Annotated in this window: 12 protein-coding genes; 1 reads left to right on the top strand and 11 read right to left on the bottom strand. The window is 69.7% G+C overall.

All coding sequences use genetic code 11. The features are described 5' to 3' along the window. Positions 1-51: 51 nt before the first annotated feature. The 10 genes from DT073_RS08615 to DT073_RS08570 all read right to left on the bottom strand — a co-directional run bounded on the left by DT073_RS08615 (position 52) and on the right by DT073_RS08570 (position 10,863). Positions 52-1,143 (bottom strand): UDP-N-acetylglucosamine--N-acetylmuramyl-(pentapeptide) pyrophosphoryl-undecaprenol N-acetylglucosamine transferase, encoded by a 1,092-nt coding sequence (locus tag DT073_RS08615; protein WP_124293015.1) that lies wholly within the window; start codon positions 1,141-1,143, stop codon positions 52-54. Further along, a complete protein-coding gene (gene ftsW, locus DT073_RS08610) occupies positions 1,140-2,366 on the bottom strand; it encodes a putative lipid II flippase FtsW (RefSeq protein WP_124293014.1) in 1,227 nt (408 codons plus the stop codon). The genes DT073_RS08615 and ftsW overlap by 4 nt, the downstream gene beginning before the upstream one ends. After that, complete coding sequence (gene murD, locus DT073_RS08605; RefSeq protein ID WP_124293013.1) at positions 2,314-3,873, bottom strand: UDP-N-acetylmuramoyl-L-alanine--D-glutamate ligase; 1,560 nt, start codon at positions 3,871-3,873, stop codon at positions 2,314-2,316. The genes ftsW and murD overlap by 53 nt, the downstream gene beginning before the upstream one ends. Next, positions 3,855-4,967: a phospho-N-acetylmuramoyl-pentapeptide-transferase gene (gene mraY / locus DT073_RS08600; RefSeq protein ID WP_124293012.1), complete on the bottom strand. Its 1,113-nt coding sequence runs from the start codon at positions 4,965-4,967 to the stop codon at positions 3,855-3,857. The genes murD and mraY overlap by 19 nt, the downstream gene beginning before the upstream one ends. After that, positions 4,964-6,376 (bottom strand): UDP-N-acetylmuramoyl-tripeptide--D-alanyl-D-alanine ligase, encoded by a 1,413-nt coding sequence (locus DT073_RS08595; protein ID WP_124293011.1) that lies wholly within the window; start codon positions 6,374-6,376, stop codon positions 4,964-4,966. Before DT073_RS08595 ends, mraY begins: the two co-directional genes overlap by 4 nt. A gap of 18 nt (positions 6,377-6,394) precedes the next feature. Beyond that, on the bottom strand, positions 6,395-8,182 hold the full coding sequence (locus DT073_RS08590) for a peptidoglycan D,D-transpeptidase FtsI family protein (RefSeq protein WP_124293010.1): 1,788 nt from the start codon (positions 8,180-8,182) through the stop codon (positions 6,395-6,397). Positions 8,183-8,187: 5 nt separating this feature from the next. Further along, a complete protein-coding gene (ftsL, locus tag DT073_RS08585) occupies positions 8,188-8,796 on the bottom strand; it encodes a cell division protein FtsL (RefSeq protein WP_124293009.1) in 609 nt (202 codons plus the stop codon). After that, positions 8,793-9,749 carry a 16S rRNA (cytosine(1402)-N(4))-methyltransferase RsmH gene (gene rsmH, locus DT073_RS08580; protein ID WP_124293008.1) on the bottom strand — a complete coding sequence of 319 codons (957 nt, stop codon included), beginning with the start codon at positions 9,747-9,749 and terminating at the stop codon, positions 8,793-8,795. The genes ftsL and rsmH overlap by 4 nt, the downstream gene beginning before the upstream one ends. Before the next feature lie 101 nt (positions 9,750-9,850). Then, a complete protein-coding gene (gene mraZ / locus DT073_RS08575; protein ID WP_124294432.1) occupies positions 9,851-10,282 on the bottom strand; it encodes a division/cell wall cluster transcriptional repressor MraZ in 432 nt (143 codons plus the stop codon). Between the two features lie 212 nt (positions 10,283-10,494). Continuing rightward, positions 10,495-10,863: an SCO2097 family morphological protein gene (locus DT073_RS08570; protein ID WP_124293007.1), complete on the bottom strand. Its 369-nt coding sequence runs from the start codon at positions 10,861-10,863 to the stop codon at positions 10,495-10,497. 62 nt (positions 10,864-10,925) lie between these two features. On the opposite strand from DT073_RS08570, the gene DT073_RS08565 reads away from it, so the two are divergent. Further along, positions 10,926-12,029, top strand: a complete 1,104-nt coding sequence (locus DT073_RS08565; RefSeq protein ID WP_124293006.1) for a polyprenyl synthetase family protein — start codon at positions 10,926-10,928, stop codon at positions 12,027-12,029. A gap of 10 nt (positions 12,030-12,039) precedes the next feature. Here DT073_RS08565 and DT073_RS08560 read toward each other — a convergent pair whose 3' ends face one another. Further along, entirely contained in the window at positions 12,040-12,387 is a 348-nt protein-coding gene (locus tag DT073_RS08560; protein ID WP_124293005.1) for an Rv2175c family DNA-binding protein, read from the bottom strand. Positions 12,388-12,421 lie beyond the last annotated feature (34 nt).

Raw genomic sequence — 12,421 nt, 5'->3', positions numbered from 1 at the left:
CCCGTCAATCCTAGATCGGCCTCCTGCGCACCTCCTCCCGGCGCGCTGAGGTCACCGGGCGCGGGCGAGCGCCTCGTCGATGAGGGCGAGGACCGCCTCGCTTCCCGAGCGCGTGCCGACGGATGCCGCGGCGCGGCGCATCGCCTCCAGGCGCGCCGGTTCCGCGAGGAGCGGGATGACCTCGCGACGCACCCGCTCGGCGGTGAAGTCCGCATCCAGGATCAGTGCCGCCGCCCCGGCGGCGACGGCTGATGCCGCGTTGAGCGCCTGTTCGCCGTTTCCGACCGCATAGGGCACGTAGACCGCGGGGATGCCGAGCGCGCTGATCTCGCTGACGGTCGCTGCTCCGGCGCGGGAGACCACCGCGTCGGCCAGCGCGAACGCGAGATCCATCCGATCGATGTACCGGCGCACAGAGTACCCGGCGACGCCCGGATCGGGGGTGGTGCTTCGCTCCCCCGTGACGTGCAGCAGCTGCCAGCCGGCATCGAGCACGTCCCGCCAGGCTGCGCCCCCGTCCTCCCCGAAGGCCTCGTTCAGGCGCTGCGCGCCGAGCGACCCGCCGAACACCAGCAGCACGGGCCGCGCCGGGTCGAGACCGAACACCGCCGCAGCCTCGCCGCGCCGCGCGCCGGCGTCGAGGTCGACGATCTCCCGGCGCAGCGGCATCCCGACGACCCGGGCCCCGCGCAAGCGCGTCCCCGGGAAGGCGACACCCACCGCCGCCGCGCGTCGTGCCCCGAGCACGTTGGCAAGCCCCGGACGCGCGTTGGCCTCGTGGACGACGGTCGGGATGCGCTCGCGCCGGGCCGCGACGTAACCCGGCGCCGCGGCGTATCCGCCGAAGCCGACGACGACCTCGACCCCCCGATCGCGCAGGTGACGCCGCACCTGCGCGACTGCCCGCCCGAATCGCTGCGGGAACATCGCGGCGGCGCGATCAGGACGCCGGGGGAAGGGCACCTTGTCGACGAACAGCAGCTCGTAGCCGCGTTCGGGGACGAGTCGGGCTTCCAGACCCTCTCGCGTACCGAGGACGAGCACCTCGGCGTCGGGCTCCCGCGCGCGGAGAGCGTCGGCGACCGCCAGCAGCGGATTGACGTGCCCGGCGGTGCCGCCGCCGGCCAGGAGGTAGGTCGTCACCCGACGACACTAACCGCCCGTCTGGGTGGGAGCGAACGCGCGAAGGACAGCAGCACGCCCGACGCCACGAGCACCGAGACGAGCGACGTCCCGCCCTGCGACATGAACGGCAGCGGCACCCCGAGCACAGGGAAGACACGCAGGACCACGCCGATGTTGATCAGTGCCTGACCGACGATCCAGACCGTGATGCCGCCGGCCACGATGCGGACGAACGGGTCGTCGGTACGCCGGATGACGTGGAAGGCGCCCACGGCGTAGAGGGCGATGAGGCCGAGCACCACGGCGCATCCGATGAGGCCGAGCTCCTCGCCCACGATGGCGAAGATGTAGTCGTTGGCCGCGGCGGGGAGCCAGTCGTACTTCTCTTTCGAGTTGCCGAGCCCGAGGCCGAAGACACCGCCCCCGGCCAGGCCCCACATGCCGTGGAGGGGCTGATAGCAGTCGTTGAAGTAGTCCTCGAGGCAGTTGGGATTGAGGAAGCTGAGGAAGCGCCGCATGCGGTCGGGGCTCGTCACGGCGAGCACGGCGACCGCCGCTGCCGCGGCGATGGCGGGAAGGATGAAGATGCGGAGCCGAACTCCGGAGAAGAACAGCGCCCCGAGCACGAGGAGCACGAGGATCATCGCCGTGCCGAGATCGCGGCCGGCGAGCACCGTCGCGATGGCGAGGCCCGCGACCGGGACGAGCGGGATGTAGACGTGCCGCCACATCGCCAGCAGTGTGCGCTTGCGGTAGAGGACGTACCCCACCCACAGGGCCAGCGCGAGCTTGAGGAACTCCGAGGGCTGCGCCTGGAATCCGGCGATGGTGATCCAGTTGCGGTTTCCGTCGGCGCCGTGGCCGAGGGGCGTGAAGACCAAGAGCTGGAACGCGACGGCCCCGATGAGGGCGGGCCATGCGATCCGCTTCCAGAACGTGATCGGCAGGCGACTGGCGATGAACATCAGGGGGACGCCGATGACCGCAAAGACCGCCTGCTTCATCGCGGCATCCCAGGGGGCCTGGCCTGCGGCGGTGGAGGTGGCGGAGGTGGCGGAGAGCACCATCACCAGACCGAAGATCGTCAGCAGCAGCGCCGTGGAGGCGATGAGGAGGAATTCGCTCGGCACCGGGGCGAAGACCCTGCCGAGCGACACGCGGGCCGCGAGTCCACGCCGTTCGTCGACGTCAGGCGTGCGTGCCGTGCGGGGGGTGCGGGTCTGCGTCGTCGTCACCGTCATCCCCCATCTCGATCCACCGCTGCACGGCGGCAGCGAACTTCCTTCCGCGGTCGGCGTAGGACGAGAACTGGTCGAACGACGCCGCGGCGGGGGCGAGGAGGACCACATCCCCGTCACGGGCGACCTGCGCGGCCAGTTCGACCGCCTGCGCCATGACGTCCTCAGTCTCGCCGCGGGTCACCTCGTAGACGGGGACGTCCGGCGCGTGTCGCGAGAACGCCGCGATGACCGTGGCCCGGTCCTCACCGATGACGACGGCGGCGCGCACCTTCCCTGCGACCTGGGCGACGAGCGGGGCGATCTCCACGCCCTTCAGCAGTCCCCCGACGATCCAGATCGCCCCGGGGAAGGCCGAGAGCGACGACGCCGCGGCGTGCGGGTTGGTGGCCTTCGAGTCATCCACCCAGACGATCCCGCGGTGGGACGCGACGACCTCGATGCGGTGAGGGTCGAGCCGGAACCCGCGGAGCGCGTCGCGGATCGCCGCCGGGGCGACATCCAGCGCCCGGGCCAGGGCCGCAGCGGCGAGGATGTTCGCCACCATGTGCGGTGCGGCGAGGCCGCGCTCGGCGAGTTCGGCGACCGTCGTCAGCTCCAGGGCGCTGGTGCGACGATCGTCGAGGAAGGCACGGTCGACGAGGATCCCGTCGACGACGCCGAGGTCGCTCGGGCCCGGAACGCCCAGGTCGAACCCGATGGCGCGTGCGCCCTCGACGACCTCCGCCTCCTCCACCATGAGGCGGGTCGCGACATCCGACTTGTTGTAGACGCACGCGACGCGGGTGTTGTCGTACACGTGCGCCTTCGCATCGCGATACGCCACGAACGAACCGTGCCACTCCAGGTGGTCCTCAGCGAGATTCAGGCACACGCTGCCGTGCGGTGAGACGCGCGACGGACCGGTCTGGCGTCCGAGGTACCAGAGCTGATGGCTGGAGAGCTCGACGACGAGGACGTCGAAGCCGCCGGGGTCGCGGACGGCGTCGAGCACGGGAGTGCCGATGTTGCCGACCGGGGCTGCCCGCAGCCCGCCCGCGACGAGCATCTCGGCGACGAGGCGCGTCGTGGTCGTCTTGCCGTTGGTCCCGGTCACCAGGACCCAGTCGGCGGGTCTGCCGTCCTGGCGGACCACCTTGTCGCGCACACGCCACGCCAGTTCGATGTCGCCCCACAGGGCGATGCCCTCGTCTGCGCACCACGCGATGACGGGGTGGTTCGGAGAGAAGCCCGGCGAGGCGATGACGACCTCGGGCGCGAAGGCGCGCAGCGCCTCGGGAACCGTGCCGAGGGGCCCGATCACGGCGTCGACGCCGACGACGGGCAGGAGCCTCTCGTATTCGGGCTCGGCCGCCTCGGAGAAGACCCGCACCTCCGCGCCGAGTTCGGCGAGGGTGTCGGCGGCGGCGAAGCCCGTCACCGACAGTCCCAGGACTGCGACGCGCAGCCCCGACCAGTCCGCGTGCCAGCTCGTGAGGCCGTCCAGACGCGTCATGTCTGCGAGAGCCATTCGACGTAGAAGAACCCGACACCCGAGACCGCGAGGAGCCCGGCGATGATCCACATCCGCACCACGATGGTGATCTCCGACCACCCGCGCATCTCGAGGTGATGGTGCAGGGGACTCATGAGGAACAGCCGTTTGCCGCGCGTCACCTTGAAGTACACGCGCTGGAGGATGACCGATCCCGAGGCGATCACGTAGACACCGGCGACGAGCACCATGAGCAGTTCGGTGCGGGTCAGGATCGCCATCGCGGCGAGGACGCCCCCGATCGCCATCGATCCGACATCGCCCATGAAGACCTGCGCCTTCGGCGCGTTCCACCAGAGGAAGCCGACCAGCGCCCCGACGAAGGCGGCGGAGACGATCGCGAGGTCGAACGGGTCCCTCGTGGCGTAGCAGGCCGAGAGCCCACCCGGACTCAACTCCCCGCCGCCGAAGCAGGCCTGATTGAACTGCCAGAAGGCGATGAGGCTGTAGGCGCCCACGACGAAGATGCCGGCTCCGGCAGCCAGACCGTCCAGCCCGTCGCTGACGTTGACCGAGTTGGATGCGGCGACACCGATGAACGAGATCCAGGCCAGGTACAGCAACCAGCCGAGGATGGGACCGAGGGCGAAGAACCACAGCACCTGGACGTCGCGGAACACCGAGATGTAGGGCGACGCGGGCGTTTCGTTGTAGATGTTGGGGAAGTTCAGCGCGACGATGCCGAACGGCACCGCGACGATGACCTGACCCACGATCTTCCGCCACCCGCTCAGGCCGAGACTGCGCTGACTGCGGACCTTCATGAAGTCGTCGATGAAGCCGACGGTGCCGAACCCGACCATCATCCACAGCACCAGAAGACCCGACACGGTGGGTGGGTTGTTCCCCGCCACACCGCCGACGAGATAGCCGATGATGGTGCCGGCGATGAAGATCGTCCCGCCCATGGTGGGCGTGCCGCGCTTCTCGCCATGGCTGGGGTTGCGGATGTCGTCGGGTGTGCGGATCACCTGACCCCAGCCCCACTTGCGGAACAGGCGCAGGAACACCGGGGTGAGAAAGAGCGTGAAGGCCAGCGAGATCGCCGCGGCGGTCAGGAGGGATCTCACGAGAAGAATTCTCCCAGTCGGTCGCCGAGGAACCTCAGGCCCGCGGAATTGGATGACTTCACCAGCACCCGGTCGCCGTCGCGCAGTTCACCGGTGAGGTAGTCGTAGGCCTCGTCGGCGGTGGCGAAGAACACCGCCTCGCCGTCCCACGACCCCTCGCCCACGGCGGCGAGGAAGAGGCGGCGGGCCTCCGGGCCGATCACGACGATGCGCTGGATGCCCAGGCGCACGGCCTGGAGTCCGATGCGGTCGTGCTCCTCGCCGGCATACTCCCCCAGCTCGCTCATCGCACCGAGGACGGCAACCGTGCGCTCACCGGGTCCGGTGATCTGGGCGAGCGTCCGCAGGGCCGCGGACATCGAATCGGGGCTGGCGTTGTAGGCGTCGTTGATGATGCGGACACGCGCGGACCCCAGCGGCTGCATGCGCCACCGCTCGGCGAGTTCCACCGTCTCCAGCCGGGCGACGGCATTCGCGAGCGGCACACCGAGGGCGGTCGCCGCGGCGATGGCGGCGAGGGCGTTCATGACGTGGTGCTCGCCGAGCACACGCAGCCGCAGCGACGCGGACACGTCGTCGACGAAGACCGTGCACGAGGTGCCGTCGGCGGTCACCTCGACATCTTCGGCCCGCACCTCGGCGGCGCCCCCTCGGCCGAACCAGCGCACCGCGGCTGGTCTCTCCGCGGCGATCGGGGCCATCTGGACAACGCGCGGATCATCGGCGTTCAGGACGGCCACACCACCGGGCCGCAGTGCCTGGACGAGTTCGGACTTGGCACGGAACGTGCCCTCGATTCCGCCGAAACCGCCGGCGTGGGCCATGCCGACCATGAGGACGACCGAGATGTCAGGGTGGACGAGACCGGCGAGGGCCGCGATCGCCCCCGGACCGCTCGCACCGAATTCGCTCACGAGGTAGCGGGTGTCCTCGGTCACGCGGAGCATCGTCAGCGGAGCCCCGACCTCGTTGTTGTACGAGGCGCGAGGGGCGATGGTCTCGCCCTCATCCTGAAGGATGCGCGCCAGGAGGTTCTTCGTCGTGGTCTTGCCGTTGGAGCCGGTGATCCCGATGACCTTCAGCGCGCCACGGGAGCGCACCCGCGCGACGACCTCCCGCGCGAGATCGGCGAGGGCCTGCACCACGTCGGGAACGACGATCTGGGTGATGGGCTCGTCGACCGGCCGCTCGACGATCGCGAGCACCGCACCGGCCCGATGGGCCGCCGGGACGAACAGATGACCGTCGGTGGTCTCACCGGGTTTGGCGACGAAGATGTCGCCCGGCCCGATGGCGCGGGAGTCGGTGTCGACGGCCCCGGAGACCTCGGTGTCGACGGTGTCGTCACCGACGAGCAGAAGGTCTCCGCCGAGTGTCAGGGCGATGTGGTGCAGGGAGAGGGAGATCATGTGTCAAAAGGGAGATCGTCAGCCGAACTTCGGCAGGACAGGCGGTTCCGTCGTGGACGGCATGACCCGGTAGGTCTTGAGCACCTGCGTCATCGCCTGCTGGAATGCCGCGGCGTTGGCCACAGAAGACTTTACCTTGGTGGGCTCGTCGAGCGTCACGGCGACGACGTACTGCGGGTCGTCCGCGGGTGCGAATCCGATCATCGTGGTGAAGTACGCGCCGCTCTTGTACCCGCGCGTCACGGGGTCGGACTTCTCACCCGTGCCGGTCTTGACGGCGATGCGATAGCCCGGCACCGCGATCTCGTCGGCGTAGTTGGCCTGCAGGGCGACGTTCTCGAGGATCTGCTGCACCTGGGTCGCGGTGTCTTCGCTCACCACGCGGACCGGATCGGGCGTGTCGGGGGTGGTCACGGTTCCGTCGGCTGCGGTGCAGCTCTCCACCAGCGTCAGGGGGACACGCTCTCCGTCGTTGGCGATCGCCCCGTACGCCCCCACGAGTTCGGGGAGGGTCGTGGTGAGGCCCTGGCCGTAGGTGGTGTTGTAGACCGTCTGGTTGTCCCACTCGGACGCCGGTCGCAGCAGACCCGTCTGCTCGCCGGGGAAATCCACCGCGCTCCCCTCGCCGACGCCGAAGCGCTGCAGGTACTCGTAGCGCGTCTGGGAGTCGACGGTCTCGCTGATGCGGGAGATGGCCGCGTTGGAGGAGTCGATGAGGACGCCGGTGAGGGTGTAGTTGTAGGCCGGGTGGACGAAGGAGTCCCGCACGCGCGCACCGTTGGCGAAGGTCTCGGTGCTGGCGGCGACCACCGTCGACTGGGCGTTCTGTCCCCCGGCATCGATCACCGTGGCGGCCGTGAGGGCTTTGAACGTCGACCCGGGTTCGAACCAGTCGGTGAAGATCCGGCTCCTGCGGTCGTCGTCCGGGGAGGCCGCGACGTTGTTGGGGTCGACGGCGGGGAACTCCGCCGCCGCGCGGATCTTGCCGGTGCCGACCTCGGTGACCATGATCGACCCGCTCAGAGCCCCCATGTCCTGCACCTGCTCGGCGATCAGCTGCATGAGGTACCACTGCAAGTCCCGGTCGATGGTCAACTCCAGGGTGCCGCCGTCGACAGCGGGATCCTCGACCTCGGTGCCGGGGATGATCACGCCGTCCTTGCCGCGCTGGAAGTGGAGCTGCCCGTCTGTGGCGGTGAGACAGCCGTCCTGGCTGAGCTCGAGTCCCGCGAGGGGCACCTCGTCGGTGCCCATGAACCCGATGAGGTTTCCCGCGACCGCGCCGTCCGGGTAGGTCCGAGCGGGATGCTGCTCGAAGGTCAGGTAGGGCAGCTTCAGGTCGGCCAACGCCCGGTACTGCTCGGTGGAGATCCCACGCTGGATAAACTCGTACTGGTCGGCGGGATCGGCGGCCAGGGCCGACGCGACGATCCGCTGGATGTCGTCGGCCTCCTGTCCGGTGACGGACCCGATGAGACCTGACGCCTCGGGCCACGTCAGTGTGGATTCGACGTCGTCGTCGTCCGCCCTGGTGATGTCGCCGGTGTTCTTGGGATCGATCACCACGTCGTAGCGCAGGATGCTGCCGGCGAGGGTGTTGCCCGCGGTGTCGACGATCGCCCCTCGCGAGCCGTGGAGATCGCGGGATCCGCTGAACGCCCACTCCATCGAGTCTTCGATGTGCTCGTCGGCGTTGACCACCTGGATGTCGACGAGGCGGACGATGAAGCCGACGAGGACCGCCAGGACGACGGCCAGCGCGACCACCGTGCGGCGGCGTGGACTGCGGCTTGCTCGGGTGGTCATTGCTCTCAGTGTGTGGCGGGGGTCGGCAGAGTGTCGGCTACCGGCGGCGGCGTGTCGGTGAGCCCGTCCCCGGTGCTGGCCACCGGGGCCCCCTGGATGGTGGCGTCCGGCTCGGTCACCAGCGGCCGGTCGGCGATGAGGTTGTTCGCGACCGAGCCGCGTCCGAGCGCGTCGATCGAGACGCCGCCCTCCGCAGCGATCCCCGGGCCGAGCACGGCGCCGTCGCTCAGACGCAGGTAGTTCGGCGACTCCTCGATGACCATGCCGAGCGCCGCCGCGTTGGCCGCGAGGTACTGGGGCGAGCTGAGGCCTGCGACATCGTCGGAGAGCATCTGCCGCTGCCACTGCAGCTCGCTCTGCTGCTGGGTGAGGGAGGAGATCTCGTAGGAGCTCTGGGTGGTGAGGATCGAGAGCATCATCTGCACCCCGGCGATGGCGAGGGCGGCCACCACGGCGACGATTCCGTAGGCCAGCCGTGGCCGGCGCCGCGCGCCGGGCACGGTCTGCTCGACCGGCCGCAGCCGTCGCTCCGTCGTCCGGTCGGGGGCTCCCGGACGCGCCGGCCGCGGCCCGGTGGGAGACGTCAGCGGTGCGGCGATCAGGGGTGCGCTCATGCCGCGGCCTCTCTCACTCGTTCGACGGCACGCAGCCGTACCGGGGTGGCGCGGGGGTTGTGCGCCTTCTCGTCGGCATCCGCCTGCTCTGCTCCGCGGACCAGGAGCCGGAAGCGGGGGGCGTGCTCGGGGAGCTCGACCGGGAGCCCGCGCGGGGAGGTGGATGCCACGGCGTCGGCGAAGACGCGTTTGACCAGCCGGTCCTCCAAGGACTGGTAGGACAGCACCACCATGCGCCCGCCGACGACCAGCCGATCGAGAGCGGCGGGGATCGCCGCTTCGAGGGCGGCCAGTTCGCCGTTGACCTCGATCCGCAGCGCCTGGAACACCCGCTTGGCCGGGTGGCCGCTCCGCTGCGCGGCATACGGGGTGGCGCGGGTGAGGATGTCGACGAGCTGTCCGGAGCGCTCGATGGGTGCATCCGCCCGTGCGGCCACGATGGCCCGGGCGTAGCGGCCGGCGAGCTTCTCCTCGCCGTAGCGTTCGAAGATCCGCCGCAGCTGACCTTCGCTGAAAGTGGCGACCACGTCTGCGGCCGTGACACCGGTCGACTGGTCCATCCTCATGTCGAGCGGGGCGTCGCGCGAATACGCGAAACCGCGGTCGACCTCGTCCAGTTGGAGCGAAGAGACGCCGAGGTCGAACAGGATGCCGTGAACGGCGTCGACCCCGAGACTCTCGAGCGCGGCGTCGATGCCGTCGTAGACCGTGTGGACCAGGTCGACCCGGTCACCGAAGGGTGCGAGGCGTTCCTCGGCGATCCGAAGCGCGTCGCGGTCGCGATCGAGTCCGATGAGGTGGAGGTGGGGGAACCGTTCGAGGAACGCCTCGCTGTGTCCTCCCATGCCGAGCGTGGCGTCGACGAAGACCGCTCCGGGCGCTTCGAGCGCAGGGCCGAGCAGCTCGAGACAGCGCTCGAGCAGGACCGGGGTGTGGATGTCGCGAAGGTTCATGATCGTGGGGCCGGTCCCCCGGCTCTGATCCCCATCCGCTTCGACCTGGCGCCGGGGAAGTGCGACAGGGCGGCAGCGGCTGGGAGTCACAGCCGGGGGCGTCAGAACAGGCCGGGGATCACCTCCTGCTCCATCTCCGAGTAGCTGTCTTCGTTGGCGAGGGCGTAGGCGTTCCAGGCCTCGGCGTCCCAGATCTCGGCGTGGGCGCCGACACCGGTGACCACGAGGTCCTTGCCCAGTCCCGCGTAGGCGCGCAGCGGCGGCGGGATGGTGATGCGGTTCTGGCCGTCGGGCTTCTCGGCGCTCGCCCCCGACAGGAACATCCGGAGGAAGTCGCGCGCCTGCTTATTGCTCAGCGGCGCCTCGCGGATGCGGTCGTGCACGCGCTCGAACTCGCTTTCGCTGAAGACGTAGAGGCAACGCTCCTGGCCACGGGTGATGACGATGCCGGCGCCGAGATCGTCGCGGAATTTGGCGGGCAGGATGACCCGACCCTTGTCGTCGAGCTTGGGAGTGTGCGTACCCAGCAGCATCGGCACACCACCCCCTTCTCCGTCCGGCCTTCGAAGATGCTCGCCACTTTACTCCACTTTCCTCCACTTTGATACCCTGCGCACCTGTTCACCCGCGATTTTCCGCGCATCCGAGCGCGCCGGTGACCACCCTTTTCCTCCACCGGACGCAAAAAAGAGCACCGACCCGAAGGTCGGTGCTCTGGAAGTGGATGCCGGCAGTCAGCCGGTGATCATCGCTCGCCCTGTCGGCGGTCCCAGCGATCGTTCATGCGGTCCATGAAGGAACCGCCGGCGGCGGCGCGCCCGGGGGTCGTCTTCACCGGACGAGGCGCGGTCTTCGGGGCGCCCCGCGCAGGCGTTACGGCGAGGATGACACCGCCCAGCATCACCACGAACGCGATCACCCCGACGACGATGAGCTTCAGCGCCACACCGGCGATCAGGCCGCCCAGGCCCAGCAGCACGAGGATCGTGCCGTACACGATGTTGCGATAGCTGAGGGCGCGCCCTTCACGCGCGCTGACCACGTCGGCGTCGTTGCGCATGAGATGACGTTCCATCTCATCGAGCAGACGCTGCTCCTGTTCGGAGAGTGGCATGGGTCCCCCTCTGGATCCGGTTGGACGATTCTACGCGTCCCGCTGATTACTAGGCTAGGGCCGTGTCATCTTCCGCGGGCGCCGTAGAGGCTGTTTCTCAGCGACTGAACAACTTCCTTGCACGTCAGCGTGCCCAGGCGAAGGAGCTCGGCGACGAGGCGGCGATGATCATCGACGCCGCCGCCGACGCCCTGACCGGCGGCAAGCGCTTGCGGGGACGCTTCCTCATCGCCGGTTGGCGGGCGGTGCACGAGGCGCAGTCGCGCGCCGGCGACCCACCCGCGCCCGTGATCGGCGCCGCCGCGGCGCTGGAGGTCTTCCACGCCGCGGCCCTCGTGCACGACGACGTCATCGACAATTCCGACACCCGCCGCGGCCGACCCTCCGCGCATCGTGCACTCGAGGCGCGCCATCGCGCTTCGGGCTGGCGCGGCGACGCCGCGGCGTTCGGCCGATCCGGCGCCATCCTGCTCGGCGACCTCCTGGTCGCGTGGAGCGACGATCTCTTCGAGGAATCCCTCGCCGAGATGGATCGGGCGCAGGATGCCGCGGCCGCGACCGCGCGGGAGGAATACGCCCGCATGCGTCGTGAGGTCACGGTCGGACAGTTCCTCGACATCGCCGAGGAGTCCGCCTTCCGTGTCGCGCCCGATGAGGAGCACGCCGAGCGCGCCCTGCGGGTGGCGTCGTTCAAGTCGGCGCGATACAGCATCCAGCAGCCGCTCGTCATCGGCGCCGCCCTCGCGGGGGGCTCCGACGCCCAGCGCGCCGCCCTCGCCGCCTTCGGCCACCCCCTCGGCATGGCATTCCAGCTGCGCGACGACGTGCTCGGCGTCTTCGGCGACTCCGCCGAGACCGGCAAGCCCGCCGGTGACGACCTGCGCGAGGGGAAGCGCACGGTGCTCATCGCCTACGCCCGCGAGGGCATCGGCGCCTCGGCACGACAGATCGTCGATGAACTCATCGGAGACCCCGACCTGGACGACGAGCAGATCGCATCGCTTCAGCGCACCATCATCGACAGCGGGGCCCTGAGCCGGGTCGAGACCCTCATCGAGGAGTACTCCTCGCAGGCCGGCCGGGCGCTGTCGGGGGCGGAGCTCGGTCACGCGGCCGTCAACGACCTGCGCGAGCTGGCACGCGCGGCGACCGTACGCGTGGCCTGATCGCGCGCGCTCAGGCGAGGGTCTGAGCGACCCGCCTCACTTCGCTCTTGCGGCCGGCGCGCAGCGCCTCGATCGGCGCGACGCCGATCGACTCCTCCGGGTTCAGCAGCCAGTCGATGGCCTCGTCGTCGCTGAACCCGGCATCGCCGAGCACGATGACCGTCCCGCGGAGGGAACCGAGCGGCTTTCCGTCGACGATGAACACGGCCGGCACCGAGAGGGCCCCGTGTCGCCGAGAACCGATGAGCGCGCGGTCGTCGAGCAGACGACGAACGCGCCCGAGGGGAAGGTCGAGCGCCTCGACCAGTTCGGGAAGGGTGAGCCACTCGGTGGGTACAGGTGCGTCTTTCTCCGCCACGCAGCAACTATCTCATCTCGGACACATGAGGACA

Source organism: Microbacterium sp. ABRD28 (assembly GCF_003850245.1).
In the GTDB taxonomy this organism is placed as follows: Bacteria; Actinomycetota; Actinomycetes; order Actinomycetales; family Microbacteriaceae; genus Microbacterium.
The sequence above is the reverse complement of the archived record's forward strand: the minus strand, read 5'-3'. Positions and strand labels throughout refer to the sequence as shown.

Coding starts and splice junctions, on each gene's coding strand:
- ftsW (WP_124293014.1), bottom strand. CDS start 2,366: ATGACGGTGACGACGACGCAGACCCGCACCCCCCGCACGGCACGCACG.
- DT073_RS08570 (WP_124293007.1), bottom strand. CDS start 10,863: ATGCCACTCTCCGAACAGGAGCAGCGTCTGCTCGATGAGATGGAACGT.
- rsmH (WP_124293008.1), bottom strand. CDS start 9,749: ATGAACCTTCGCGACATCCACACCCCGGTCCTGCTCGAGCGCTGTCTC.
- DT073_RS08595 (WP_124293011.1), bottom strand. CDS start 6,376: ATGATCTCCCTCTCCCTGCACCACATCGCCCTGACACTCGGCGGAGAC.
- murD (WP_124293013.1), bottom strand. CDS start 3,873: ATGGCTCTCGCAGACATGACGCGTCTGGACGGCCTCACGAGCTGGCAC.
- DT073_RS08590 (WP_124293010.1), bottom strand. CDS start 8,182: ATGACCACCCGAGCAAGCCGCAGTCCACGCCGCCGCACGGTGGTCGCG.
- ftsL (WP_124293009.1), bottom strand. CDS start 8,796: ATGAGCGCACCCCTGATCGCCGCACCGCTGACGTCTCCCACCGGGCCG.
- mraZ (WP_124294432.1), bottom strand. CDS start 10,282: ATGCTGCTGGGTACGCACACTCCCAAGCTCGACGACAAGGGTCGGGTC.